The sequence below is a fragment of the Bacillus zhangzhouensis genome, assembly GCF_000715205.1.
GTDB classification, from domain to species: domain Bacteria; phylum Bacillota; class Bacilli; order Bacillales; family Bacillaceae; genus Bacillus; species Bacillus zhangzhouensis.
The window spans coordinates 36,156-62,840 of record NZ_JOTP01000014.1; the positions used below are offsets into that span (position 1 = coordinate 36,156).

General features: G+C 41.6%; 24 protein-coding genes and 2 pseudogenes. 24 read left to right on the plus strand and 2 right to left on the minus strand.

Annotated features, from left to right (window positions below):
* The first annotated feature begins 9 nt into the window (after positions 1-9).
* Genes BA70_RS12485 through BA70_RS12495 form a run of 3 tightly spaced genes read left to right on the plus strand, consistent with a single transcriptional unit; the run spans position 10 to position 2,771 of the window.
* Positions 10-1,425: a PTS fructose transporter subunit IIC gene (locus tag BA70_RS12485; protein WP_034322737.1), complete on the plus strand. Its 1,416-nt coding sequence runs from the start codon at positions 10-12 to the stop codon at positions 1,423-1,425.
* A 15-nt stretch (positions 1,426-1,440) separates the two neighbouring features.
* Complete coding sequence (locus BA70_RS12490) at positions 1,441-1,899, plus strand: PTS sugar transporter subunit IIA (RefSeq protein ID WP_034322740.1); 459 nt, start codon at positions 1,441-1,443, stop codon at positions 1,897-1,899.
* A gap of 2 nt (positions 1,900-1,901) precedes the next feature.
* Entirely contained in the window at positions 1,902-2,771 is an 870-nt protein-coding gene (locus BA70_RS12495) for a class II fructose-bisphosphate aldolase (RefSeq protein ID WP_034322742.1), read from the plus strand.
* Here BA70_RS12495 and BA70_RS12500 read toward each other — a convergent pair.
* Positions 2,760-4,332 (minus strand): annotated as a pseudogene (locus BA70_RS12500) (MDR family MFS transporter). The gene BA70_RS12495 and the pseudogene BA70_RS12500 sit on opposite strands and share 12 nt — an antisense overlap.
* Before the next feature lie 170 nt (positions 4,333-4,502).
* Here BA70_RS12500 and BA70_RS12505 point away from each other — a divergent pair.
* The 18 genes from BA70_RS12505 to BA70_RS12590 all read left to right on the plus strand — a co-directional run bounded on the left by BA70_RS12505 (position 4,503) and on the right by BA70_RS12590 (position 24,217).
* Positions 4,503-4,922, plus strand: a complete 420-nt coding sequence (locus BA70_RS12505) for a MarR family winged helix-turn-helix transcriptional regulator (protein WP_051691150.1) — start codon at positions 4,503-4,505, stop codon at positions 4,920-4,922.
* Between the two features lie 132 nt (positions 4,923-5,054).
* Positions 5,055-5,528, plus strand: a complete 474-nt coding sequence (locus tag BA70_RS12510; protein WP_034322748.1) for a GNAT family N-acetyltransferase — start codon at positions 5,055-5,057, stop codon at positions 5,526-5,528.
* A 406-nt stretch (positions 5,529-5,934) separates the two neighbouring features.
* Entirely contained in the window at positions 5,935-6,126 is a 192-nt protein-coding gene (locus BA70_RS19105; protein WP_051691146.1) for a hypothetical protein, read from the plus strand.
* Between the two features lie 108 nt (positions 6,127-6,234).
* A complete protein-coding gene (locus tag BA70_RS12520) occupies positions 6,235-6,534 on the plus strand; it encodes a contact-dependent growth inhibition system immunity protein (protein WP_034322749.1) in 300 nt (99 codons plus the stop codon).
* 249 nt (positions 6,535-6,783) lie between these two features.
* Complete coding sequence (locus tag BA70_RS12525; RefSeq protein ID WP_275574589.1) at positions 6,784-8,856, plus strand: BglG family transcription antiterminator; 2,073 nt, start codon at positions 6,784-6,786, stop codon at positions 8,854-8,856.
* 15 nt (positions 8,857-8,871) lie between these two features.
* Complete coding sequence (locus BA70_RS12530) at positions 8,872-9,138, plus strand: PTS sugar transporter subunit IIB (RefSeq protein ID WP_034322754.1); 267 nt, start codon at positions 8,872-8,874, stop codon at positions 9,136-9,138.
* Positions 9,139-9,163: 25 nt separating this feature from the next.
* On the plus strand, positions 9,164-10,426 hold the full coding sequence (locus BA70_RS12535) for a PTS ascorbate transporter subunit IIC (RefSeq protein ID WP_034322757.1): 1,263 nt from the start codon (positions 9,164-9,166) through the stop codon (positions 10,424-10,426).
* A gap of 18 nt (positions 10,427-10,444) precedes the next feature.
* A complete protein-coding gene (alsE, locus tag BA70_RS12540) occupies positions 10,445-11,137 on the plus strand; it encodes a D-allulose 6-phosphate 3-epimerase (RefSeq protein ID WP_034322760.1) in 693 nt (230 codons plus the stop codon).
* Between the two features lie 187 nt (positions 11,138-11,324).
* Complete coding sequence (locus BA70_RS12545) at positions 11,325-12,365, plus strand: LacI family DNA-binding transcriptional regulator (RefSeq protein WP_034322763.1); 1,041 nt, start codon at positions 11,325-11,327, stop codon at positions 12,363-12,365.
* 217 nt (positions 12,366-12,582) lie between these two features.
* Positions 12,583-13,842, plus strand: a complete 1,260-nt coding sequence (locus BA70_RS12550; RefSeq protein ID WP_051691147.1) for an ABC transporter substrate-binding protein — start codon at positions 12,583-12,585, stop codon at positions 13,840-13,842.
* Positions 13,843-13,872: 30 nt separating this feature from the next.
* Complete coding sequence (locus tag BA70_RS12555; RefSeq protein WP_034322776.1) at positions 13,873-14,805, plus strand: carbohydrate ABC transporter permease; 933 nt, start codon at positions 13,873-13,875, stop codon at positions 14,803-14,805.
* Positions 14,805-15,635: a carbohydrate ABC transporter permease gene (locus tag BA70_RS12560; protein WP_034322778.1), complete on the plus strand. Its 831-nt coding sequence runs from the start codon at positions 14,805-14,807 to the stop codon at positions 15,633-15,635. The genes BA70_RS12555 and BA70_RS12560 overlap by 1 nt, the downstream gene beginning before the upstream one ends.
* A 31-nt stretch (positions 15,636-15,666) precedes the next feature.
* Entirely contained in the window at positions 15,667-16,998 is a 1,332-nt protein-coding gene (gene melA, locus BA70_RS12565) for an alpha-glucosidase/alpha-galactosidase (RefSeq protein WP_034322780.1), read from the plus strand.
* Between the two features lie 398 nt (positions 16,999-17,396).
* Complete coding sequence (locus tag BA70_RS12570) at positions 17,397-18,857, plus strand: CoA-acylating methylmalonate-semialdehyde dehydrogenase (protein WP_034322783.1); 1,461 nt, start codon at positions 17,397-17,399, stop codon at positions 18,855-18,857.
* A gap of 224 nt (positions 18,858-19,081) precedes the next feature.
* On the plus strand, positions 19,082-20,629 hold the full coding sequence (locus BA70_RS12575) for a glycoside hydrolase family 43 protein (protein WP_034322786.1): 1,548 nt from the start codon (positions 19,082-19,084) through the stop codon (positions 20,627-20,629).
* 66 nt (positions 20,630-20,695) lie between these two features.
* Complete coding sequence (xynC, locus tag BA70_RS12580; RefSeq protein ID WP_420834684.1) at positions 20,696-21,961, plus strand: glucuronoarabinoxylan endo-1,4-beta-xylanase XynC; 1,266 nt, start codon at positions 20,696-20,698, stop codon at positions 21,959-21,961.
* A gap of 142 nt (positions 21,962-22,103) precedes the next feature.
* Positions 22,104-22,811, plus strand: a complete 708-nt coding sequence (locus tag BA70_RS12585; protein ID WP_034322790.1) for a response regulator transcription factor — start codon at positions 22,104-22,106, stop codon at positions 22,809-22,811.
* Between the two features lie 2 nt (positions 22,812-22,813).
* Positions 22,814-24,217, plus strand: a complete 1,404-nt coding sequence (locus BA70_RS12590; protein ID WP_034322794.1) for a sensor histidine kinase — start codon at positions 22,814-22,816, stop codon at positions 24,215-24,217.
* A gap of 52 nt (positions 24,218-24,269) precedes the next feature.
* Here the strand turns inward: BA70_RS12590 and BA70_RS12595 are convergent, their stop codons facing one another.
* Complete coding sequence (locus BA70_RS12595) at positions 24,270-24,578, minus strand: magnetosome magnetite crystal formation protein family (RefSeq protein ID WP_034322796.1); 309 nt, start codon at positions 24,576-24,578, stop codon at positions 24,270-24,272.
* A gap of 260 nt (positions 24,579-24,838) precedes the next feature.
* Here BA70_RS12595 and BA70_RS12600 point away from each other — a divergent pair, with 260 nt between their 5' ends.
* The 3 genes and pseudogenes from BA70_RS12600 to BA70_RS12610 all read left to right on the plus strand — a co-directional run bounded on the left by BA70_RS12600 (position 24,839) and on the right by BA70_RS12610 (position 26,629).
* Complete coding sequence (locus tag BA70_RS12600) at positions 24,839-25,228, plus strand: MerR family transcriptional regulator (protein ID WP_034322799.1); 390 nt, start codon at positions 24,839-24,841, stop codon at positions 25,226-25,228.
* A gap of 36 nt (positions 25,229-25,264) precedes the next feature.
* Positions 25,265-26,171 (plus strand): annotated as a pseudogene (locus tag BA70_RS12605) (alpha/beta hydrolase fold domain-containing protein).
* A 185-nt stretch (positions 26,172-26,356) separates the two neighbouring features.
* Positions 26,357-26,629: a DUF2651 family protein gene (locus BA70_RS12610; protein WP_034322802.1), complete on the plus strand. Its 273-nt coding sequence runs from the start codon at positions 26,357-26,359 to the stop codon at positions 26,627-26,629.
* Positions 26,630-26,685: the final 56 nt, after the last annotated feature.

The following is a 26,685-nucleotide window of genomic DNA, read 5'->3' on the forward strand; positions in this document are numbered from 1 at the left end:
GGAGTAAACATGAGCCGCAAAAAAATTGTCGCTGCAACTGGGTGTCCAACAGGCATTGCGCACACATTTATGGCAGCTGAGGCATTAAAAATAGCTGCTGAGCAATTAGGGGTCGACATCAAAGTCGAAACGCATGGTCAAGTAGGAATTGAAAACGCTTTAACCGATCAAGACATTATGGAAGCAGATGGGGTCATTGTTGCAGCTGACAAGGATGTGCACACAGAGCGCTTTCATGGAAAACCACTCATAGAAGTGCCTGTATCTAAAGGGATTCGCACACCAGCTGATCTGATCCAGAGCATTTTAAATGGTGATGCACCTATTCATCAAGTGAAAGGAAGGGCCGCTGTTACCGAGAAAACAACAGCTCCTTCACCCACTCAACAAAAGACGTCAAATAAATGGATACACACCATCTATAAGCATTTAATGAACGGTGTATCACACATGCTTCCATTTGTCGTAGGAGGCGGGGTCTTAATTGCCCTTTCTTTTCTATTCGGCATCTACTCTGCTGATCCTCAGCATGAAACGTATCACCCGTTTGCTGCCTATTTGAAAAGTATTGGCGGACTGGCCTTTAGCTTAATGGTGCCTATTTTAGCAGCATTTATCGCTGATTCGATCGCAAGACGCCCAGGGATGGTTGTTGGATTTATAGGAGGCCTGCTTGCAAACGATGGAGGTGCCGGTTTCCTAGGCGGTATTATCGCAGGTTTTGCAGCAGGGTATATCATTCTTTTACTTCAATTGCTGCTTCAAAAATTACCTGCATCACTTGATGGATTAAAGTCGATCTTCATCTATCCCGTCATCGGTATTTTCTTGATAGGGGCTGTAATGACTCCTCTATTAGTTCCAATCACAGGGTTAAATAATTCATTAATGGATTTTCTCTCATCCGTTCAATCCACGAATCCGCTGCTCCTAGGCTTAATTGTTGGGGCGATGTGTGGATTTGATATGGGTGGACCATTTAACAAAGCAGCCTATGTGACAGGAACAGCTTTGCTTGCAGAAGGCAATCTTTATTTCATGGCAGGTGTGTCTGCAGCATGTATTACACCGCCACTCATCATTGCAATTGCGACAACGATTTTCCGGAAACATTTCACACCACAAGAACGAAATGCAGGGGCGATCAACTATATTCTTGGGGCTACACATATTACCGAAGGGGCCATCCCGTTTGCGGCTAAAAACCCAGTGGTTGTGCTACCAATTATCATGTTCGGTTCGGCCATCTCTGCTATTTTGACTTATCTGTTTGGCGTACAGGTTCCTGCACCACATGGCGGATTCCTTGTCCTGCCAGTCGTCACAGGCGCATTTCAGTGGGTGCTTTCAATACTGATCGGATCTTTGATCGGTGCGATTCTATACGGACTTTATCGTAAAAAAATAGACAAAGCCGCAGTTTAATAGGGGGGAAGAAAAATGATGGAACATATCTATATGAATCTTCATGAAACAGCTTCTTCACAGGCTGGCGTTTTCGCAGCCATTGCTGACATTGCCTACAAAGCAGGTATTTGCACATCACAAGAGGATGTCAAAAAAGGCTTAGCTGAAAGGGAAGCTCTTAGTACAACAGGCTTTCAAGATGGATTTGCCATTCCGCATACACAGACAGACGCCATCACGAAACCAGCACTAGTGATCGTCCGCACTGAAACCGGAATTGAATGGGACGCTTTTGATGGAAAGCCTTGCTTTTTCTTCTTATCCTTACTCATCCCCAAAAATGAAGCAGGGACCACTCATTTAAAAGCACTTTCTGCCCTTTCACGAGGCTTAATGGATGAAGCGAAACGTCAAAAGCTGCTTGAAACAAGAACAAATGAAGAAATGCTCGCTGTATTAAATAAAGATATTTTGACTAGAGAGGATGTTTGACCATGCCTTTACTTTCAACAACACCGATGCTTGAGGCTGCCAAAAAAGAAAAATACGGAATTGTGGCATTCAATGTACACTCCTTTGACAGTATCTATTGGGTGCTCGAAACTGCCGCTGAATTAAAGTCACCTGTTATTTTGCAAACGACGGTCGGAACGGTTCAATCTCTTGGAGCAAAAGCCATTGCAGATACAGTAAAGGCGGCAGCTGACCAATATCAAATCCCAATTGGTCTTCATCTGGATCATTGTACTGACTTTGATGTGATTCTCACCTGTATCAGGGCTGGCTATACATCCGTTATGATCGATGCATCCATGCATTCGTATGAAGAAAATGTACGCCGTACAAAAGAAGTCGTTGACCTCGCATTAAAAGTAGGTGTGAATGTAGAGGCTGAGCTTGGCAAGGTAGGCGGCGTAGAAGATGACATCGTGGTAGATGAAAAGGATGCTGAAAAAGCCATTCCATCAGAGTGCCGTCAATTTGTAGAAGAAACTGGGGTACCTACTTTAGCGCCTGCGATCGGCACCGCCCATGGCATTTATAAAGGAGTGCCGGATATTGATTTTGACCGCATTGAACAAATTGCAGCGCTTGTCGATGTACCACTTGTCCTGCACGGAGGTTCAGCTGTACCAGAAGAGGATGTCAGAAGATGTGTCACACTTGGTATGGCAAAGGTCAATGTCTCAACTGAACTGAAAAACGCATACTCTGAAGCCATTCGTGATCATTTCTCAAACGAACCCGAAAGCTTAGATCCGCGTATGTATTTACAAAAAGCCAAGCAAGCAGCAAAAGACATGGTCACATCTAAAATACGAATCGTTGGCAGTGAAGGCAAAGCGCATCTTTTATATCAATAAAAAGAAAAAAAGCAGAGCCGCGTCGCTCTGCTTTTTCACATTATTTGCTTTCTTTCATTTCATTTGAAGTACGTACTCGTGCATTTCCCATAAATACGACTGTAATCGCCGCAAGTACAATCGGGAATAAAGCAATCATAAATACATACGTAATACTTTGTGACATCGCATCAATGATCTTATTTAAAATATCCGGTGGAATTTGTGAGCGTGCCCCCTCTTGGAAAATGGCTTGCGGATCACCAACTTGAGAGGAGGCTCCTTTCATTCCACTAAAAGCATCTGCTAAACGATTTGTCAGGACATTGGTTTGAATCGTCCCGAAAATCGTCACACCTAACGTCATCCCAAGTGATCTCATAAATGAATTGGTTGAGTTTGCACTGCCGCGGTAGCGCGGAGAGAGATCATTCATTGAAGCAGATGGCAGAAGGGAGAAGCTAAATCCTACACCAAAGCCTGATATCATCATAAAGAGTGTGAGCCACAGTCTTGCTGTGTCTGGTGACATGTTGGCAAGCAGCAGCATCCCAGCGAAAAATGAAATCACAGAGATGGTCATAAGCCGTCTAAAAGGCACCTTCGTCTGCATCGTTCCGCCAATCATACTGCCAATTACTGAGCCTATCATCATTGGTGTTAAAATGAAGCCTGCACTTGTCGCAGATTCACCGTACACCGCCTGTACGAAAATAGGGATAAAGACGGCAAGAATAATAAACGTCCCGCCATATAAAAACGCTAAAATTTGAGATGTCGCAAATAAGCGGTTTTTAAACATCCAAAATGAAATAATTGGTTCCTCAGCTTTACGCTCAACGATAAAGAAAATGGTACCGAAGACAACAAACACAGCAAATAGTGTCAGGATTTGTACGGAATCCCAAGCATAAGATTTACCGCCAAGCTCAAGTGCGAACATTAAGCTCACAACCGCAACGACTAGAGTAATGGCACCTGCCCAGTCAATTTTTTGCTTGCGATGTTCAAGCGATTCCTGATAGTATCGGGCGATGAAGAACACACTGACGATACCGATTGGCACGTTAATATAGAAAACCCAATGCCAGCCGATCGAATCCGTAATAATGGCGCCTAATAGCGGTCCTAGTACGCTTGATAAACCAAATACTGCACCGAACATACCTGACATTTTTCCGCGCTTTTCAGGCGGGAAGATATCAAAGATAATCGTAAATGCGATCGGAAGAAGTGCACCGCCTCCAAGCCCTTGAATGGCTCGATAAATAATGAGCTGATCCATCGTTTGTGCGATACCGCACAGCGCAGATCCAATTAAAAAGAAAATAAGTCCAAACAGAAAAAAACGCTTTCGACCATACATATCAGAAAGCTTTCCATAAATCGGCATTCCGGCCATCACTGCCACCATATAAGAAGCGGTCACCCAAGCAAATTTATCAAAATTCCCCAAATCTGCTACGATGCTTCCCATCGCTGTTGCAACAATGGTATTGTCCATCGCTGCCATAAAAATACCTAACAGCAAACCGATGACAACAAAGCGAGTGGATGCCTTGCCTTTATCCACGTTATTCATTTCATTTACCTCCTGCTTACGTTCTCTTCTCTTTTTTGCTATGATCAACTTAATGATAAAGTAAGAGAACATTTATCTTGATGATCAAGATAAATTGATTTTAAAGGGAGGATAACAAGTTGTCAATAAAGAACGAGTCAGAAGACCGAGCAGACCTGATCATTCATACGATGAGGCGCCTTGCCACACGAACGGTTTTGTTCCACCAAGCAGCTGCTCAATCGCTCGGCCTTTTTCCAACAGATCTCAAATCAGCTGATTTATTAAACGAACTCGGACCACTCACAGCAGGTGAATTAAGTGAAAAAACAGGTCTTAGCTCAGGTGCCGTCACGGCTCTTATTGACCGGCTTGAAAAAGCAGGCTACGCCAAAAGGGAGAAGGACCCAAAAGACAAGCGAAGGGTCATCATTGTTCCACTAACAGCGGGGAAATCACAGGTGAAGGAACTCTTTCTATCCTTATCGGCATCCACCAAAAAACTCACAAATGAATACAAGCCTGAAGAATTGGATTTAATCATTCAATTTATTTCCAAAGCCGCTGAAATCATGGATCAAGAGCTGCAATTGCTTAAGTCTAAATCGTAAGAAAGGACACTGTGAGGTCTTTAGACGAAGCGGTAATATCTTTTATGAGAGATGTGTTATGAGGGTGCAAGAAGTTCTCATTGAGAATAACAACATAGGATGCTTATCCAAATAAGGGGAGGTATACAGAAAGTGGAAATTATAAGGTTTAAGGAAACTGATACAAAAGAGATTGTTTCATTGTTTTATGAAACAGTTCATTCCGTAAATTCAAAAGATTATTCCCAAGTACAATTGGATGCTTGGGCACCAAGAGATGAAAAAGAATCTAAAATTAATTCTTGGAAGGAATCATTGAGTCAAAATATCACATTTGTTGCTAAAGTTAATGGTAAAGTTGTTGGTTTTAGCGATTTAACGCATACCGGGTACTTAGATAGACTATTCGTTCATAAAGATTATCAAGGACAAGGTATAGCCACAGCTTTAGTTGATATGCTCGAATCTGAGGCAAAGAAACTAAATCTTTTAGAAATTGATACCGAAGCAAGTATTACAGCTAAGCCATTTTTTGAACATCTAGGTTACAAAATTGTTTGTTCACAAACTGTGGAAAAAAAGGGGGTTAAGTTGGCTAATTTTAAAATGCTAAAAAAAATAAAATAATCATTTTCTTGTTATGCTAACAGGTGCGTTAGTTTAAGAAGAAAGGGTATAACATATTAGTCTTAAATAGGAATATAGATACAAAAACAGCTTCTATTTGATCAGAGAAAAGTGAGTTTCTTAAAAAACGTCTTGGGTTAGAGCGGAACTAACTTCAAGTGGGGTTTTTCATGGTCATCCAATAGCAGGTAATCGATTACAAGAGTATTTAAAAATAGCTAAACCAAGATCATCAGGAGCGTAAGTATTTAAAATGAAAATTGAGAAAAAACTTCCTAAATATAAACTTCAGCCAATTAGAATACCTTCAGGCTGGTAAATTAGTTACAATTCTTTAACAGAGTTAGATCCGGCATTACTAAATAAAGATGAACAAGATAAATGGTTAAATTTAACAGAAGATTTATTGCAAATCAAGAATATTAAGAAAAATATACTGCTAGATGTTGGATGGTATCCGGAAGCTGATCCGGAAGGGGTTTATGGTTTGGATGTAGTAGAAGACTTTAATTGGGAAAATCCAGTCACATCATTTGAAACGAACCAAAAAGGCGAATTAATAGAAAAAGTCGAGTTTCTATTGTGGCAACTGAGTTAACAATAAATAGAATAACCATCACCACTACTTTGATTTTAATGGAATCAAGGTTTCACTTGTCTAATATAATTGGTGATTTTAATTATATTACATTGTAGAGGTGATTCAATGAATGAAAGCTACAGTTATTTAGAGGAGTTAGAAGATTTTTTAGGTGGGACATTTCATCAGGATATTCATTCACGAGAAGAAGCGTTAAATGAGTTTATTCATTTAGCTAGCGAAGAATGTCTGCTGTCTACTATAAAAGATTGTCAGGATTTTTTGAATAGTACTTTAAATTTACAGGAAAAAGAAAGCTTTATCGTTAATAATGTAGAAATCAATTTTCCAGAGATCTCATTATACCCGCTACAGTGGCTTAATAAAATAATAGAGAAAATGAAAGAAAAAGTGAAAATGAAGTAATAAAAGGCTCGAAATTTTTCAGAAGATTCCTAACCTCATTACAAAGGTTTTCTATTACATAAAAGAAGACCAAAGGATAAATTTAGCCTTTGTATACAAGTCTAAAAGCACACTCAAGCGGGTGTGCTTTTTCTTATAGCAAAAGAACACCCAAAAACCTGCACATCAAAAGCTGAAGACATTTGGACTTCTTTGCCGTATGTCAGTCGATTAGACTTATAACCAAAGGGAAGAAGGGAGGAATTCGAACTGCACTTAACCAAAAGGGGCACCACTTTATTATCGATGCTGCTTCACACGACATCTTATTTATCAATTGAAGATTTACAGAATCGACTGAATGTCTCTACTCGAACCGTCTACTCTGACATCAAACGAATGAATAGCTGGCTGAAAACTCATGAGCTTAGTGGCGTTCAGCGAAAAGATCAACTTGGCTACTACTTACTCACACATGAAAAAGAAGTCATTATTCAAAAAGCGAACACTATTCTCGTTGGTTCTGATTATGAACCATGTGTAAAGGAAAGAAGGGCGATCCTGCTCTTATCCATTGCATGCAGTGAGAAACGTCTAAAAATTGATGATTTTATGAAGCTGACCAAAGTGAGCCGAAATACATTGCTTGAAGATATGAAACAGCTAAAAGAAGCACTTTCAAAGCAGCAGCTCACGCTTCACTATCAGGCAGCCTGCGGCTATTTGATTTCAGGAGAAGAAAGAATGATTCGATTGGCGCTGAAACCTTATATTCATTCCATTCGCACCATGATAAAAAACGAAAAAGAGTTTCCATCTTTTTGGTTAAAGGGCCCTATTTCATATAAGCGGTTACACCTTCTCCTCCAGCACTCAGAACAAGAACTAAAGCTCGAGTTTGCAGATGACATGCTGGATCAGCTGTCTTTGGATCTCTTTTTCTACTTTAAGCGGATGAAGCTAGGACGCGCTGTATACATTTCAAACGAAGAAAAGCGTACATTGCAGGAAACAGATGAATGCTTGTCCGCTATTCGTTTCATGACACAGATACAAAAAGAAACCAGTCTTCATGTTCATGATGATGAAATCTATTTTCTTAGCACGCTATGGCTCAGCGCAAAGAAACAAAAGTTTCCTTCAAGTAAAAAACCTGTAGAGCATCTCATTCGTACCATCGCCAGACAAATGATATTTGACTTTCAGCGGTATGCTTGTATTTCCTTTCAAGAGCCAGAAGCCTTGGAGCAAAACTTAACAATGCATTTAATTCCGGCCTATTACAGGCTCATCTATCACGTTGGTATCATCAATGAATTAACAGATTCTATGAAAAAAACACAGCCAGAGGTGTTTGAAATCACTCAAAAGGTCGCAGGCCATTTAGAAAAGGTGACCTGTTCAAAGATGAGCGACCATGAAATTGCGTATGTTGCGATGCATTTTGGCGGCTGGATGAGAAGAGAAGGGATTTCACCGATCGAGAGGCGTTCTGTATACATTGTGTGCGGCGAAGGAATTGGCACAAGTTACATGCTGAAAACACAGTTACTTGAATTAATCGGCTACATCGAGGTACGCGGTCTGTTATCTAAGCGTTCATATGAAGAATTGTCATCCATCGATGCCGACTTTGTTGTATCAACAACACCTATTTCGTTTAAAGGAAAACCCGTTCACATCGTTCACCCCATTCTTACCGCCTATGAGAAAAAAATATTACTCCAATATGGGGAAGGCGGAAAAAACAGGCTTGATGAGCAAAGGGTAAACGATTTATTCAACATCATTCAGCAGCATACCATCGTACAAAATGAAAAAGCACTGCTTCGTGATCTTAAGGAGCTGCTTCATCCCGCATATGTATCCCATCAGAAAGGGTGGAAACCAGTGTTAAACGATTTATTAACAGAAAAAACCATTCAGCTCCAGCAAACAGCAGAAACGTGGCAAGAGGCCCTCGCAAAAGCAGCGCAGCCTTTACTCGATCAAAATGCCATTCAGGGAGGTTATGTGGAAGCCATGATTCAGTCCGTTCATCAAAATGGGCCTTATATTGTGATTGCACCACAAGTGGCGATTCCGCATGCCAGACCGGAGGACGGCGTGAACACATTAAGCATGTCACTCATGTCATTCAAACAGCCTGTTTACTTTTCAAAGGATGAAAAAAAGCAGGTTCGGCTCGTCATTGTGCTAGCTGCCATTGACAGTATGACTCACCTGAAAGCACTCAAACAACTGACCATGCTGTTGAGTGATGAAAAACGAATCCAACAATTAATTGAAGCAGAGGAATTAGCAACGATTCAAGAACTAATTGATCAATTTTCAAAAGTATAAAGGAGGAAAAAGACAATGAAAAAAATTCTTGTTGTGTGTGGAAACGGATTAGGAAGCAGCTTTATTGTAGAAATGAATGTCAAAAAAGCTTTAGAAGAGTTAGGCCTTTTAGCTGAAGTGGATCATACCGATCTCAGTACAAGTAAAAATGAAAAAGCCGATCTGTATATCGGAGCAAAAGACATTATTGATCAACTGGATGACGGCACAAGAAAGGTTGCTGGATTAAATAACTTGTTAGACCAGGAAGCCATTAAAGACGTCCTTCGCAAACACATATAGGTCAGGAAAAAGGGGGATTCACATCATGATAGAACTGATCATGAACGATATATTGGGCACACCTGCCATTCTCATCGGTTTGTTTGCACTAGCTGGTTTACTTTTGCAGAAAAAATCAGCCGCAGATACCGTGTCAGGCACCTTGAAAACAACTATGGGATTCTTAATATTAGGAGCCGGCGCCACAGTCGTGTCTGATTCACTTGGTGTTTTTCGAAAGATGTTTGAAGCAGCCTTTCACATTCAAGGAGTTGTCCCAAATACAGATGCCATGGCTGCGATTGCTCAAAAGGAATTCGGTACACAGACAGCTCTCATTATGATTTTTGGCATGCTGGTCAATCTGTTACTGGCAAAATTCACACCATTTAAATACGTTTTTTTAACAGGTCATCATACGTTGTATATGGCTGCTATGCTCGCAGTCGTTCTCTCAACAGCCGGCATGGGAGGGGCACTTCTTATCGCCACCGGTTCCATGATATTAGGAGCAGCTATGGTCATAGCACCCGCTATCCTACAGCCATTTACAAGGAAAGTCACCGGAAGCGATGATCTCGCGCTCGGCCACTTCAGTACCTTCGGTTATTTTACAGCGGGAATGATCGGCAAATGGGTAGGCCGTCCAGAGAAATCAACAGAAACCATTCAAGTACCTAAATCACTCGGCTTTCTAAGAGATACATCGGTTGCGATTTCGATCACAATGGCTTTGCTGTTTTTTGCGATTGCACCGTTTGCAGGGATTTCCTTTATAGAACAGATTAGCGGAGGCACGAATTTCGCCGTCTTTATTCTCATCCAGGCCATTACCTTTGCAGCTGGTGTATACATTATTTTAGCAGGGGTGCGAATGGCAATTGGCGAGATCGTGCCTGCATTTAAAGGGATTGCTGATCGGTTTGTGAAAGGTGCAAAGCCGGCACTTGATGCACCAACCGTTTTCCCTTTTGCTCCAAATGCGGTTATTATCGGTTTTTTATGCAGCTTTGCAGGAGGGATCGTATCCATTTTTCTTTTACCTTTGTTTGGTTTAACTGTCATTGTCCCTGGTCTTGTCCCGCACTTTTTTTGCGGTGCTACAGCAGGAGTGTATGGCAATGCAACAGGAGGGGTGAGAGGTGCTGTCGCAGGGGCATTTGTGAATGGATTACTTCTTTCATTCTTACCTGCTTGTTTACTCCCTGTGTTAGGAACTCTTGGCTTTGAAGGGACAACTTTTGGAGATACAGACTTCGGGATCATCGGAATCTTGATTGGATTGATCAAGTTTTTATTTCATCTTTAAAAAAGGAGGAGGCTGAGAATGAAAGCCATTTTTTCACCTTCACTGATGTGCATGGATTTAACGCACTTCCGTGAACAAATTCATCTTCTTAACACGAGAGCAGATCGGTATCATGTCGACGTCATGGATGGACATTACGTGAAAAATATCACCTTATCACCCTTTTTCATTGAACAGCTTCGAAAGCTGACAGATGTACCGATTGATGTTCACCTTATGGCCGAACATCCCCAGGAATTTTTAATCGATGCGTGTATTGATGCAGGCGCAACGATGATTTGTTTACACCCGGAAGTTGTGCAAAAAGACGTCTTTCGAATCATCCGGCATATCCACCAAAGAAAGTGTGAGGTCGGCTTTGTCCTAAATCCCGCCACACCAGTTGCGGCATTAGATGCTTTTATTCATTTAATAGACCGAGTGACGATCATGACGATCGATCCAGGGTTTGCCGGACAGCCTTTTATTGAGGAAATGCTTCAGAAAATCAAAGAGGTGAAGGATGTAAAAGAGAAGGGAGGGTACTCGTTTTCAATCGAAGTAGACGGCTCTTGTAATGAAAGCACGTTCCGACTACTTGCTGAGGCTGGAAATGAGATCTATATCATCGGCACTTCAGGTTTATTTGGACTTCACGAACAACTCGACATCGCGTGGGAAACAATGAAGCAATTGTTTGCAAAAGAAACAGCCGCAATGAAATCACCTTAGGAAACGAGAGGATGAAATCCATCCTCTTTTTTTACGTAAATTTACTAAAATCACTGCACATCCACCAACACATACTCAAAAACATGAAAAAAAGCGAAAATTTATAATTGAAAGCGCTTTATTTATGTGTTATTCTTCAAATATCTTTAGTAAACATTTAGTCAAAAAAGCCATGAGGAGTTTGCCTATGACCACACTCAAAGATATTGCTCATGATGCAAAAGTATCCGTTTCCACTGTATCTCGTGTGTTAAATGGCGACCAAACGCTAGCCGTTTCACACGCAACAAGACAAAACATCCTCGACATTGCTAAAAAGTTAAACTATACCCCAGTGAGAGCAAGAAAAGCCGATCAAGCAGAAGGAAAAAGCCCATCTGAATCCCCAGTCATCGGTGTCGTTGTCGCACAATCCATTGATGAAGAATTAAATGATCCCTTTTTTTCATCCATTCGAAAAGGAATCGAAAAAGAATATGCCAAACAAGGCCTGTCCACCCTCCATACATTTCGCCTGAGAAGCATAGACAAAGGTGCGATGCTAAAAGAGATAGACGGTTTGATCGTCATTGGACGAATCAGCCCCGATACTGTTGAAAAAATGACAAATCGCATGAAGCACATTGTTTTTATCAATCATTATGCAGATGAAGATTTGTATGATTGCGTACATGTGGACTTTGTAAGAGCGGCTGATCGCGCTATTCGACACTTGCAATCTCTCGGCTATACACACCTAGGCTATATCGGCGGGAAAGAACGAGAACATTTTTTCGAAGGGAACGCTGTCATTGAAGACGAAAGACAAACAACTTTTGTGAAAAGAATGCAAGAGGCGGGAGGTCTTCATTTGGATGATATCCACATTGGTGAATACTCCATGCAAGAAGGCTATACGCTTATGCAACAAGCCATCGAAAAAGGAAATCTTCCAGAAGCCTTTTTTATCGGAAGTGACTCTATGGCGATTGGTGCTATGCGTGCTCTACATGAAGCGGGTCTCCGTGTGCCTCTCGATGTATCCATTGTTGGGTTTAATGACATTGAAGCCGCTTCATTTTCAAGCCCGCCGCTCACAACAGTCAAAGTGTATACAGAAGAAATGGGGGAAGTCGGTCTGAAGCTGTTACTTGAGCGGATACACGGAAGAAAACTCCCTCTAAAAGTCGTCGTGCCCACGAAGCTCATTGAAAGAGGCAGCACATGCTTAATCCATGAAAGGGGGTGAAACAGCATTTCAGCAAACAAAAAAGAGACAAAAAAGCAGAAAGGAAGCTGCTGAGCATGATGGCCAGATCATGCTGAACACAAGGCAGCTTACCGATATGCTCTCTTATCTCTTTGAAAAGAATAGAATTCCAGTATAATGGACTTCTTTTGTTTCCGCAACTGCATGAATTCTATCAACAATCGTCTGAATTTTCAGTGATCAAAAGGAGGAAACCATGAATAAAAAAAGCATGCTGCTGATGACTGTAGCCTTTGTTTTGACCATGATTTTGTCTGCTTGCAGCAATAACGGCGCTTCTGAAGCAAACGGAAAGGTCACCCTGACTCTATTTTCGACGATGAGTAACAGCGGAGAAAGAAAAGCGTTTGAAGAAGTGATTCGTGATTTTGAAAAGGAGCATCAACATATTCGAATCGACGCCAATTTCCCTGGCAACAGCTATGAAGATATGATACGTGTCAAAATGGGAGCGAACGATATGCCTGACCTATTTGATACACATGGCTGGGCCAAACTGCGATATAGCGAGTATGTGGCTGATTTAAAGGAGATGGACTGGGTCAAACAGCTTGATCCTTCACTCGACCAGATTTTAAAGGACAAAGATGGCAAAGTGTACGCCTATCCGCTGAATCAAGCGAAGGATGGGCTTAGTTTCAATGCCAATCTATTAAAAAAATATGGCATTGAAGTACCTAGAACACTTGATGAACTCAAAAGTGCTTTACAAACGGTCAAAGAAAGGAGTAAGGGAGATGTTGTGCCGCTCTGGATACCAGGAGGAGATAATTCAAATATCGCCCAGATCTTTGACGAACTAGCCACACCTTTATTAATCACCGATCAAAAACATCAATACGGAAAAGAACTTGAAAACGGAACGTTTGATTGGTCTCACTATACTCCGCTTGCACAGTTCATGAAGGAGCTAAAGGATCAAGACCTTTTAAACAAAGATGTCCTCACAGCGAAACTGTCTCAGGCACCTGAGCTGATGGCGCAAAACAAAATCGCTTTCACTTTTGTCGGAGGATCTCTAGGTCCTGAAGCGACAGAGCTCAATCAATCGATCAAAGTAGGTACGATGCCTGTTCCAGCCATTCATGAAGGAGATAAGCAAAGCTGGATTGGCGGAGAACGATTCACTGTCGCTGCCTGGAAGGACTCTAAACATCTAAAAGAAGCAAAACAATTCATCGACTTTTTAGCAAAACCAGAAAATGTGAAGAAAATCGCAGAGGGCACATCCTCTGAAACGGCCTTAAAGCAAGTGAAAGCCAAAAACTATTACTCTACGTTTTACGATCAATACGAACATATCAAGATTGAACCATATTTTGACCGAAAATACTTACCAAGCGGAATGTGGGCTGTCATGGCAACAACCGGTCAAGAATTATTAGCAGGCTCCATCACACCAGAACAATTATCAAAGAAAATGGAAGAGGAATATAAGCGCTTGAAAAAACAATAGCCGACTGATGCTGAAACAGGAGTGAAGCCAATGAGTGACACCACAAAAGCAAAACAGGCGACCGCATTCACCTCTTTTCCAAAACAGAAAATGAAAAGAAGCCAAAATTCATCACTTTGGTGGATGTACATGCCAGCTGTTCTCGTGGTCAGTACCTTTATCATTTATCCCTTTTTTAACGGGATTCAGCTTTCTTTTACAAATTGGAACGGTTTTTCACAAAACTATGAGTGGATTGGGCTTGATCAATACAAACGGCTGCTTCAAGACCCTACCACATGGCTTGTTGTCAAAAACACACTTCTTTACGGAATTGGGAGCACCATCTTACAAAATATCATTGGACTTGGGTATGCTCTTTTGTTACATCAAAGCTTAAAGATGAGAGCCATCACAAGGACTGTGATCTATTTACCCGTCATGATCAGTCCGATTGCTATGGGCTATATTTGGTATTTTGTGTTTGCTTATCAAGGCGGTGCCTTAAACGATGTGGTGACGCTTTTTGGATTTGACCAAATAAATGCGCTTGGCAATCCGCAATTAAACACATGGATCATTGTGCTTGTCAACACGTATCAATTCGTCGGAATTGCAATGATCATTTATTTAGCAGGACTTCAAAGTATTCCTCAGGATTATTATGAAGCGGCACAATTAGACGGCGCATCAAGCCTCCAGCAATTCAGGCGGATCACATTGCCGCTTTTAATGCCGTCCATCACCATTAATATAGTGCTCAATGTCATTGGCGGACTCAAGCTGTTTGATGTCATTGTGGCACTCACTGGCGGCGGACCTGGAGATTCTTCGCAATCGATGTCGACCTTTATGTATGATCTATATTTCAAACGTCAGGATGCAGGCTATGCCGCGACACAAGGTGTCTTCATGGCTGTCATCATTCTTGTGATAAGTGTCGCAGCGTTGATTTATTTCAAACGAAAGGAGACCGAGGTGTGATGGATAACGCCTATAAACGCAAGAAAAGATGGTACTCCTTACTCGCACTTTTGATTACATTGCTTCACCTCATCCCATTTTATATCTTAGTGACGACATCGCTAAAGGGGATAGGAGATTTCAGTTCAAAATGGCTGTTTCCGACAACGCTTCACCTTGAAAATTTTCGCAAGGCATGGACAGAGGCTCAGCTTGGCCAGTCCTTTTTGAATACAGTGATCATTACGTTCAGCTCCGCTGTCTTACTCATCATTCTTGGATCTCTTGCAGCCTATCCGCTCGCAAGAAGGGTCACAAAGCTCAATAAAGCGGTTTATGTGTTATTCATTGCCATTATGGTCATTCCACCGCTCACAGCTCTTGTCCCGCTATATAAAATGGTCGTTCAAATCGGAATGATGAATACGTATCAAATCGCTATTTTAAACAATGTGGCCGCCTTTTTGCCGCTGACGATTTTTTTATACGCAGGCTTTATCCGTTCAACGATTCCAAAGGAGCTTGAAGAAGCCGCTCGTATTGATGGCGCGGGAACATTTAGAGTCTTTTTCACCGTCGTTTTTCCGCTGCTGAAGCCGATTACCGCTTCTGTTTTAATTATTGCCTGTGTGTATATTTGGAACGACTATCAATTTGCCATCTTCTTTTTGCAAGATAAAGAGATGCATACACTCACGGTCGCCTTATCCAATTTTTTTGGTCAAAATCAGCATCAGCTCCAGCTCGTTGGCGCCGCTGCTCTTATCGCGATGCTGCCAATGGTCACGATGTTTTTACTTTTGCAAAAATATTTTATCGCAGGGCTTTCACAAGGCTCTGTCAAAGGGTAATCCTACATTGCTGTAAAAAGGAGAGTCGTCTATGTCAAAAATTACGTTTATCGGTGCTGGGAGTACCGTCTTTGCTAAAAATATATTAGGAGATTGTCTGTTTGTCCCTGCACTTGCCGGCTTTGAATTCGCGTTATATGATATCGACCACAACCGGCTGAAAGAATCAGAAACGATGCTGCGGCACTTAAAAGAAAACTACGCTGCAAATGTGACGATCCAGTCCTATCACAATCGTAAAGAAGCCTTAAAGGATGCGAAATATGTCATCAATGCCATCCAGGTTGGCGGCTATCAGCCAAGCACTGTCATTGATTTTGAGATTCCGAAAAAATATGGGTTAAGACAAACGATTGCTGATACGGTTGGTATCGGCGGCATCTTTCGTTCACTTCGAACTATTCCTGTTATGCTTGATTTTGCAAAGGATATGGAAGAGGTTTGTCCAAATGCCTTATTGTTAAATTACACAAATCCAATGGCCACTCTGACAGGCGCCATGCTGCGTTATACGCCAATCCAAACGGTTGGTCTTTGCCATAGCGTGCAAGTGTGTACAAAGGATCTGTTTGACTCACTTGAAATGGACCATGAAGGTATTGAAGAAAAAATTGCCGGCATTAATCACATGGCTTGGTTATTAGAGGTGAAACGAAACGGAAAAGACTTATATCCAGAAATCAAAAAAAGAGCAAAAGAAAAGCAGCAATCGAGGCATCATGATATGGTTCGATTTGAGCTAATGGATAAATTCGGCTACTATGTCACAGAGTCCTCAGAGCATAATGCCGAATACCATCCTTATTTCATCAAATCACGCTATCCAGAACTGATCGGTCAGTTTAACATTCCGCTCGATGAATATCCGAGGCGCTGCGAGGAGCAAATCAATAATTGGAATACAATGAAGCATGATCTTGTGGGGAATACACAAATCACCCATACTCGCTCTAAAGAATATGGTTCACGTATTATTGAAGCCATTGAAACCAACATTCCCTTTAAATTTGGCGGGAATGTACTGAACACAGGAGGACTCATTCACAACCTGCCTGAAAAAGCCTGTGTAGAAGTGCCATGTGTTGCAGATCGAAGCGGCATCATGCCATGTTATGTCGGTGAGATACCTGAACAATTGGCTGGACTCAATCGGACCAACATCAGTTCACAGCTCATGACGATCGAAGCAGCGATCAGCGGCAAAAAAGAGCATATTTATCAAGCGGCTTTACTAGACCCACATACAAGCGCTGAACTTTCGATTGATGACACCATCAAATTATGTGATGAATTAATTGAAGCACATGGAGAGATGTTGCCAGATTATAAAGAACCGAACCAATATGTCGCATCCTCCACATAACTGAAATGAACGAGCCTCTACCTGATGCACCACGCATCAGGTTTTTTATGTAACAAGCAGGAAATCGAGCAAAAAAGATCATTGACTGTAAGCGTTTTTAATATTATGATTCTCTAAAGTTCACCAACATTTAACCAATAATGCATCAAAAAATGGTTGCATCGTGATGTCATATGACACACAGACAAACTGATCTAAAATGGGGACGAATCTGCGGCAAAAAAGAGCTGACAGCAATTGACCTTTCATCATAGAGAATGCTGTTTATCACAACGTAAACCAAAACAGCGGTTTGATTTGACAAAGAGTGTATACAGATGAGCTCCCGTTAGATGAGACAATGACGATAAATAAACGTCTTATAGCATGACAATCTGAACAAAGAGGAGAGAGGGAACATGACCAGAACAGATGTACAAACGTTGAAAAATTATATTGGCGGACAATGGATTGAGGCAGAAACAAGTCAAACAGAGGCTGTTTATAACCCGGCTACTGGCGAAGTCATTGCAGAAGTACCACTTTCAACGAAAACGGATGTAGAACGTGCAGTACAAGCAGCACAAGAAGCGTTTACCACATGGTCTAAAACAGCTGTCCCTAGGCGTGCACGTATTTTATTTAAATACCAACAGTTACTCGTTGAGAAATGGGATGAGCTAGCAGAGCTGGTCACAATTGAAAACGGAAAAAGTTTAACAGAAGCAAAAGGAGAAGTGCAGCGCGGGATTGAATGTGTGGAATTTGCCGCTGGCGCACCGACCTTAATGATGGGAAAACAATTGCCAGATATCGCAACAGGACTCGAGTCTGGCATGTACCGCTATCCAATTGGCGTCATCGGTGGTATTACACCATTTAACTTTCCGATGATGGTCCCATGCTGGATGTTCCCGCTTGCCATTGCCTGCGGAAATACATTTGTCTTAAAACCTTCAGAGCGAACGCCCATTCTCGCTGCACGGCTAGCAGAACTATTTGAAGAAGCGGGACTACCAAAAGGTGTTCTCAACATTGTAAATGGTGCTCACGATGTCGTAAACGGCCTGCTTGAACATCAAAAGGTCAAAGCCATTTCGTTTGTCGGCTCTCAGCCAGTCGCAGAATATGTCTATAAAAAAGGAACAGAGCATGGCAAACGTGTCCAAGCACTTGCCGGTGCAAAGAATCACTCCATTGTCTTGAAAGACGCCGACTTAGATGCAGCAACAAAACAAATCATTGGGGCTGCTTTTGGATCAGCAGGAGAGCGCTGCATGGCCGCAGCCGTTGTCGCAGTTGAAGAAGAAGTGGCGGACGATTTGATTCAAAAATTAGTTGATGAATCAAATCAGCTCGTGATTGGAAACGGAATCGATGAAGATGTCTTTCTTGGTCCAGTCATTCGAAAGGAGCACAAGGAGCGAACGCTTCAATACATCCAATCAGGGATTGAGGAAGGGGCAAGCCTCATTCGTGATGGCCGACAAGACAATGAAACAAATGGAAAAGGTTATTTTGTTGGACCAACGATCTTTGATCATGTCACACATCAAATGAAAATTTGGCAGGACGAGATTTTCGCCCCAGTCTTATCAATTGTCCGTGTTTCTTCACTAACAGAAGCGATCGACCTGTCCAATCAATCAAAATTTGCTAACGGTGCCTGCCTATACACGGATAGTGCATCAAGCATTAGAGAATTCCGCGAAAATATAGAAGCAGGTATGCTCGGCGTTAACATCGGTGTTCCCGCACCAATGGCCTTCTTCCCTTTTTCCGGTTGGAAAGATTCTTTCTACGGCGACTTGCATGCCAATGGAACAGATGGAGTGGAGTTTTACACAAGAAAGAAAATGGTAACCGCTCGTTATATGTAGTCTACATTCATTGAATAAAGAGGAAAAAATGCAGCTCCAGAATGGATGACTGCATTTTTTTGTTGTCTTCTAGTCGGAAAGTAAGGGTTTTCATCATGATGTTTACAGTGATTTGCACTAGAAATCATCCTTTGTATTCATTCTTCATCACCACATATCAACATATTTTGGAATTGGGCGTAAACCCCAATATGAGGAAGAAGAAAACAGGAGGAAATGAAACGATGAGGACGAGGATGAAGTGCAGCGTAGGTTTATTGATTCTTGCTTTGGTACTGAGCTTTATACCGGTATATGATGCGAGTGCGGCAAGCACCCCAATTGCAAAACGAGTAGGGAATGCAAACCCGCTCATAGACCACCACTTGGGGGCAGATCCGTATGCTCTCACCTATAACGGAAGAGTGTACATTTATATGTCAAGTGATGACTATGAATATCATAGTAACGGAACAATTAAAGATAATTCATTTGCAAATTTGAATAGGGTATTCGTCATCTCTTCGGCGGATATGGTGAACTGGACAGATCACGGCGCAATTCCAGTAGCGGGCGCAAATGGAGCAAATGGCGGACGGGGTATTGCCAAATGGGCAGGTGCTTCATGGGCCCCAGCAGCAGCGGTGAAAAAGATCAATGGGAAGGATAAGTTTTTCCTTTATTTCGCAAACAGTGGCGGAGGGATCGGAGTCCTTACAGCAGACAGTCCAATCGGTCCATGGACCGATCCAATCGGAAAAGCGCTTGTCACGCCAAGTACGCCAGGCATGTCCGGTGTTGTATGGCTTTTTGATCCCGCTGTATTTGTAGATGATGATGGTACAGGTTATCTATATGCAGGCGGAGGCGTTCCAGGCGGGTCAAATCCAACGCAGGGACAATGGGCCAATCCTAAAACAGCAAGAGTCCTGAAATTAGGGCCTGATATGACAAGTGTTGCCAGCAGTGCATCGACCATTGATGCCCCTTTTATGTTTGAAGATTCGGGGATGCATAAATATAACGGAACCTATTACTATTCCTATTGCATCAATTTTGGCGGCTCCCACCCAGCAGATAAACCACCTGGTGAAATCGGCTATATGACGAGCTCAAGTCCTATGGGCCCCTTTACGTATAAAGGACACTTCCTGAAAAATCCGGGCGCGTTTTTCGGTGGCGGCGGTAACAACCATCATGCTGTGTTCAATTTTAAAAACGAATGGTATGTGGTGTATCATACGCAAACTGTCAGTTCCGCATTATATGGTGCTGGCAAAGGCTACCGTTCCCCACATATTAATAAGCTTGTGCATAATGCAGACGGTTCCCTTCGAGAAGTAGCAGCCAATTATGAAGGGGTGAAACAGCTATCCAATCTGCATCCATATCAGCGGGTTGAAGCTGAAACATTCGCTTGGAATGGACGCATTTTGACAGAAGCCTCCTCAGCACCCGGAGGACCGGTTAATAATCAGCATGTCACCAATATTCAAAACGGAGATTGGGTGGCTGTAGGGAATGTAGACTTTGGATCAAGCGGTGCCAGAACCTTTAAAGCCAATGTCGCAGCCGCTACAGGTGGTGGAAAAATAGAAGTCCGCCTTGGCAGTGCAGACGGCAGGCTTGTCGGAACACTAAATGTCCCATCCACAGGCGGTACGCACAACTGGAGAGAAATAGAAACGGCAGTAAACGGCGCAACAGGCGTGCACAACGTATTTTTTGTCTTTACCGGAACAGGCGCCGGAAACCTATTTCAATTTGATTCCTGGCAGTTTACTCAAAGGTAGTAGCGGAAGACAAAAACGGATGCTGCTAGTTCCATAAATGTTTGATGGGGGAGTGGGGAAAATTTGATGTCAATTGTAAAAAAACCAATCTGTACATTATTGGTCTGCTTTACCATGCTGTCTGTTATGTTCATAGGACCTGGAGTGACTGAGGTTTCAGCAGCAAGTGATGCAAATATTAATATGAATGCAGAAAGACAAGTGATTCGCGGCTTTGGCGGAATGAACCACCCAGCTTGGATTGGTGATTTGACTGCACCACAAAGGGAAACTGCCTTTGGCAATGGACAGAATCAGTTAGGATTTTCAATTCTTAGAATTTATGTAGACGAGAACAGAAATAATTGGCACAGAGAAGTCGCAACAGCCAAAAGGGCGATAGAGCATGGAGCTTTCGTCATTGCTTCGCCTTGGAATCCTCCAAGCCATATGGTTGAGACCTTTAACCGCAATGGCGCATCTGCAAAGCGGCTTAGATACAATCAATACGCAGCATATGCACAGCATCTCAATGACTTTGTCACGTACATGAAGAATAATGGAGTGAATCTTTATGCCATTTCTGTGCAAAATGAGCCCGATTATGCACATGAATGGACATGGTGGACCCCGCAGGAAATCCTGCGTTTCATGAGAGAAAATGCCGGTTCCATTAATGCCCGCGTGATTGCGCCAGAATCCTTTCAGTACCTGAAAAATATATCCGATCCTATTCTAAACGATCCGCAGGCGCTTAGAAATATGGACATTCTCGGTGCCCACCTGTACGGGACCCAAATCAGCCAGCTTCCGTATCCTCTTTTCAAACAAAAAGGAGGAGGGAAGGAGCTATGGATGACAGAAGTATACTATCCGAATAGTGACAACAATTCAGCGGATCGCTGGCCTGAGGCATTAGGGGTTTCAGAGCATATTCACCATTCAATGGTAGAAGGAGATTTCCAGGCGTATGTTTGGTGGTACATCCGTAGATCCTATGGCCCTATGAAGGAAGATGGAATGATCAGCAAACGTGGATACAACATGGCGCATTTCTCCAAATTTGTGCGCCCTGGCTATGTAAGGATTGATGCTACGAAAAGTCCTGAACCGAATGTTTTCGTATCAGCCTATAAAGGCGACAATAGAGTCGTCATTGTGGCGATTAACAAAAACAATACAGGAGTCAATCAACACTTTGTGATGCAGAATGGAACTGCTTCACAAGCGTCAAGATGGGTCACGAGCAGCAACAGCAACCTTCAGCCTGGAACAGATTTAAATATATCAGGCAATCAATTTTGGGCCCATCTCCCGGCTCAAAGTGTGACAACATTTGTTGTAAAACGATAAAGTCACCTGCATCGCAAAAAGCCAATTTTCTCACTCAAAAAAGAAAATTGGCTTTTTTTCTGTCGTTAAACGGTGTTGATTTTTCACTATGCATAAACATTGGGTATAATAATGACAATGACTTCAGAGGAGTGATCAATGTATGTCACAGCTTCAAAGCAAAGTATTAATCATAGATGACGAAAAAGAAATTTTGGAATTAATCAACACGGTATTAACAAGAGAAGGCATTGATCGCGTCATAACAGCTTCAACTGCCCGTGATGGACTCACACAATTTCATCAAGAACATCCCGATTTGATCATATTAGATATCATGTTGCCAGATGGAGAAGGCTATGATATCTGCAAAAAAATAAGAGAAATCTCCCATGTTCCGATTATCTTTTTGTCGGCAAAGGGAGAGGAAACCGATAAAATTGTAGGACTTGCTATCGGTGGGGATGACTACATTACAAAACCGTTCAGCCCTAAAGAAGTCGCCTACCGGGTCAAAGCGCAGCTGAGGAGATCATCTTACTTACAGCCATCTCAAACCGATCCCGTGATCAAAAAAGGGCCGTTTGAGTTAAACGAGCAGCAAGCAGAACTCACCAAAAATGGAGCGGTGATTGAGCTCACACCGAAAGAGCTTATGCTGATGACCTATTTCTTGCAGCACCCGAACCGTGTGATCAGTAAAGAAACGCTTTATCAAACCGTATGGGGAGAAGACTTCTTCGGTTCTGACAATACGGTGATGGTTCATATACGAAGACTTCGGGAAAAAATAGAGAATTCCCCGTCAACACCAGAGTTTCTCGTGACGGTCAAAGGGCTTGGCTATAAATTTGTTGTAAAGGATGCGTAAGGATGAAATGGCGATTAACAGGCAGATATATGGTCTCTGTCATTATCGTGACCATTATCACGGTCTTTATCAACTTATTTGGATTCATGATTTGGCTTGTACTACAAGCAAGCAGCCAGCAAAACGAAGAAAATACGCCCGAAACCTTCACAAGATCATTTGCACAATACGTCTCTTTTTCTGATCACGGAATCACCGTAAACAAAGAAGGGCAAAAAGCTTTAGAACAACAAAATGCATGGATTCAAATTTTAGACGAAAATGGACAAGACGTGTATCATGCGCAAGCACCTAAAGGATTAAAGAACAAATATACACCTATAGAAATAGTGAACTTACATAAATATAAGGATAAGCAATTATTATCGACCATTTATGCTGGCGAAAAAAAAGGGAAGGGCAAAGAATACAGCTACTTTATCGGATTTAAGGATCCTTCCATCGGAAAATACCTATTCTCGTTCGACACGAAGGACTTAGTGACAAGATTCAATATCGGGACGATGATTTTATTATCAATAGATGCCATCATTGCGTTACTCATTGGTTACTTATTCAGCCGGCAGCTCATAAAACCGCTCGGCCGTGTCATTCATGGAATCCAGCGGCTAGCAAACGGAGATTACACAACAAATCTGCCAGCTAAGGGGATATATAAAGATGTCTTCTATAACGTCAATCACTTATCAGAGCAACTAGCTTCAAGCAAAAAAGAAAAAGACAAATTAGAGCAAATGCGTGAAGAATGGATCAGTCATATTTCTCATGACATTAAAACACCACTAGCTTCTATTCAAGGCTATGCAGAAATCATCAAAGATCCAAACTATCCTCTTTCAGAACAAGACATCAGACATTACGCCGACATTATTGAGAATAAATCACTGTATATCAAAGATGTCATGGAGGATCTTAATTTAACGACAAGGCTGAAAAATAATGGCGTCATGCTAAATAAAGAGCTAGTTAATATTGTGTCACTGCTGCGGGAAACGTTAATTGATATTTTAAACGATTCAAGATATGCGAATCAGACGATTGAGCTTCAAACGAATGTAGACAAGCTCATGCTGAATATTGATAAAATCCTCATTCGAAGAGCGGTCACCAATCTCATTTTAAATGCCCTCGTTCATAATGATCCTGATGTAAAGATCATTGTACAGCTTGAACAAAAAGAACAAACCCATATCACGATTAAAGACAACGGCAAAGGAATAGGCGATAAAGAGCTAGAAAAAGTGTTTGACCGCTATTACAGAGGGACAAATACAGGAGTAACGCATGCAGGCTCTGGTCTTGGGATGGCCATTGCAAAGGATATTATCGTCAAGCACGGCGGGGATATCACGATCCGCAGTAGTGTAGGGAAAGGAACAACAATTGATATCCACATACCAGCATGAAAACATACAGAAAAACGGTTCTGATCAACAACAGAACCGTTTTTTTCACCTATTATTCTGAAAACACTTTGATTCCTTTGACAATGTTCCAAATGAAAAAATAGATTGCCACAAGGAAAGTCACAGCGTACGTCGCAATTAGGAATGGCCCAGCATGTCTAATATCGTTCATGCCAAGTAAACCTGAACCGATGATGCCAATGCCGAAAATCAAATAAGGAATCAGATGCGTCCACAACGATTTTTTCGCATGATATTTCACTTCGTCCTGACCTAAGAAATAGACGATAATCGGAAACAGAAACGGCGCAAAAAAGATACTGAAGTAACATAATGAAGACAAAATTTTATTTTCTCTCAAACCTTTTCACCTCTATGTTTTATTAAAAGGCGGAATCATTTGACTCAGCCCTCACTTAACTACAAATCCATTGTACTACCTCAACCTTAACCTGTATTAATCCAAACCTTACAGCAACCTTAAAAATGAATGAAAAGCGGCATCTCGTGAAAAACAACATGATTCTATTCTTGACCTTGAAGTATAGTTCAACCTTTATAATAGAACTAGCAACAGATGACTGACCAATTCATGAAAATAAAGAACAGAGGAGAATGAAAATGGAGCTGATGACTAGAGGTGAACTTTCAAAAAGAACAGGAATAAGCACCGCTGCCATTCGGTATTATGAAGGACACGACATTTTGCCTCTCCCAAAACGAAGTTCTAACGGTTATCGATTATATACAGAAGATGCCCTTTTAAAAATTGAATTCGTAAAAGAGGCTAAATCGTTAGGTTATTCGTTAAAAGAAATAAAAGAGATTTTGGACATGCTCAGTCGAGAAGTGAACCCTGATACGTTAAGAAAGATTGTTCAGCATAAACTTGAAGAGATTGAAGAAAAAATCCAAAGCTTTCGATTTATGCAAAGCCTATTATCTAACCTGTTAGAGACCTCTGATCAAGACATACAAGATTATCTTAAATCATTTCGCAAAACTAAATAGGATGAGCAAAAAAAGCGATTAAAGGAGCGGTAAAAAATGAGTGTAGACATGTATCAAGGAAAGCGTTCTAAAGAAAGCATTCAATTTGAAGCATTGATCTCTTCTGAAGGGCATAAAGAAAGTTTTTCAAGTATCGAAAAACCAAGCATTTTCTTGATCAAAAAGGAACTGAAAACACGAAGCCTTATGTGATACCGGATGACGTTGAACTATTAAGTGAGCTGAAGGAGCAGACATTCGAGGGGATGCAAGTTTTCACTTTAAATGACCAAAAGTCTCCTACACAAAAAGTGATTTTATATCTACACGGGGGCGCATGGACAAACCAGCCTTTGAATTTACACTGGTGGTTCATGGATAAAATGGCTCAAGCCCTTCAAGCGAAGGTGGTCGCTCCTATTTATCCGAAAGTTCCTCATTATAGCTACAAAGATACGTATCCGAAAATTTTAAATGTCTATAAAGTATTGCTTGATACAGTTGAAAGTCCTCATCAATTAACGCTCATGGGAGATTCAGCTGGCGGAAACATCGCACTCGGTCTGGCGCACCTTTTAAAGAAGGAGGATCTGCCGCAGCCGAAGGATATTATTTTATTATCTGCATGTGTTGATATGAGCTTAAGCAATCCTCTCATGTTTGAATATGCAAACATGAAGGAATGGAAGTCATTGCAAAGATTTGGACAGCTGATCAACATGTAACTGACCCATTGATCAGTCCCATTTACGGTGACTTCAAAGGGCTTGGGAAGATTACTCATTTCATTGGAACACATGATATGTTATATCCAGATGCCATGAAGCTCGATGAAAACCTAACAGAACAAGGAATGGACATAAAAACCTTTGTTTATCCTGAAATGCTGCATGTGTTTGTTCTCATGCCAATCCCTGAGGCTCAAGATGCTCAGGAGAAAATCATTCAGGTGATCAATCGTTAGGGATTCAGTTCACACACTGCTTACTTGTAAGCAGTAAATACAATCACAATATCAATTCACTACAGATTAAACTTTCCTTAAACTCCAATTTATGTTTACAAAGAGCGTATTTCCCATTAATATAATGATTGTTCGCTTTTTCATTGGGATTAAACAAATGGCTGGTTAGTAAAGGAGAGTGAATGATGAGTGTTTCTTTTCTTCAACCTATGGCTCTGATCTTATTTACATTGCCTTTGTTATTTTTAATATGGGGGATTGTAGGCTATATCATCTTTAAGCGGGTCTACATCGTTCTAATGATCACATTTGTAGCTTCAACCGTTTTTATCTTTGCCTATACGGGGTTTGACATCTCGAATATGTATTGGGTCATCGCTATGACCTTTCTATGCATGTGTACCTCTGTCATCACAAAAATCATACGATATATGTATAATCGCTATAAAACAGCATAATCAACAAGCTTATGTCCACAAACATAAGCTTTATTTTTGTATCTATTCATTTCTTC

Bases quoted from the DNA above. Each gene is read 5' to 3' on its own strand.
- BA70_RS12485 (WP_034322737.1), top strand. From the start codon at position 10: ATGAGCCGCAAAAAAATTGTCGCTGCAACTGGGTGTCCAACAGGCATT.
- BA70_RS12490 (WP_034322740.1), top strand. From the start codon at position 1,441: ATGATGGAACATATCTATATGAATCTTCATGAAACAGCTTCTTCACAG.
- BA70_RS12495 (WP_034322742.1), top strand. From the start codon at position 1,902: ATGCCTTTACTTTCAACAACACCGATGCTTGAGGCTGCCAAAAAAGAA.
- BA70_RS12505 (WP_051691150.1), top strand. From the start codon at position 4,503: ATGAGGCGCCTTGCCACACGAACGGTTTTGTTCCACCAAGCAGCTGCT.
- BA70_RS12520 (WP_034322749.1), top strand. From the start codon at position 6,235: ATGAATGAAAGCTACAGTTATTTAGAGGAGTTAGAAGATTTTTTAGGT.
- BA70_RS12530 (WP_034322754.1), top strand. From the start codon at position 8,872: ATGAAAAAAATTCTTGTTGTGTGTGGAAACGGATTAGGAAGCAGCTTT.
- BA70_RS12535 (WP_034322757.1), top strand. From the start codon at position 9,164: ATGATAGAACTGATCATGAACGATATATTGGGCACACCTGCCATTCTC.
- alsE (WP_034322760.1), top strand. From the start codon at position 10,445: ATGAAAGCCATTTTTTCACCTTCACTGATGTGCATGGATTTAACGCAC.
- BA70_RS12545 (WP_034322763.1), top strand. From the start codon at position 11,325: ATGACCACACTCAAAGATATTGCTCATGATGCAAAAGTATCCGTTTCC.
- BA70_RS12550 (WP_051691147.1), top strand. From the start codon at position 12,583: ATGAATAAAAAAAGCATGCTGCTGATGACTGTAGCCTTTGTTTTGACC.
- BA70_RS12555 (WP_034322776.1), top strand. From the start codon at position 13,873: ATGAGTGACACCACAAAAGCAAAACAGGCGACCGCATTCACCTCTTTT.
- BA70_RS12560 (WP_034322778.1), top strand. From the start codon at position 14,805: ATGGATAACGCCTATAAACGCAAGAAAAGATGGTACTCCTTACTCGCA.
- melA (WP_034322780.1), top strand. From the start codon at position 15,667: ATGTCAAAAATTACGTTTATCGGTGCTGGGAGTACCGTCTTTGCTAAA.
- BA70_RS12570 (WP_034322783.1), top strand. From the start codon at position 17,397: ATGACCAGAACAGATGTACAAACGTTGAAAAATTATATTGGCGGACAA.
- BA70_RS12575 (WP_034322786.1), top strand. From the start codon at position 19,082: ATGAGGACGAGGATGAAGTGCAGCGTAGGTTTATTGATTCTTGCTTTG.
- xynC (WP_420834684.1), top strand. From the start codon at position 20,696: ATGTCAATTGTAAAAAAACCAATCTGTACATTATTGGTCTGCTTTACC.
- BA70_RS12585 (WP_034322790.1), top strand. From the start codon at position 22,104: ATGTCACAGCTTCAAAGCAAAGTATTAATCATAGATGACGAAAAAGAA.
- BA70_RS12590 (WP_034322794.1), top strand. From the start codon at position 22,814: ATGAAATGGCGATTAACAGGCAGATATATGGTCTCTGTCATTATCGTG.
- BA70_RS12600 (WP_034322799.1), top strand. From the start codon at position 24,839: ATGGAGCTGATGACTAGAGGTGAACTTTCAAAAAGAACAGGAATAAGC.
- BA70_RS12610 (WP_034322802.1), top strand. From the start codon at position 26,357: ATGAGTGTTTCTTTTCTTCAACCTATGGCTCTGATCTTATTTACATTG.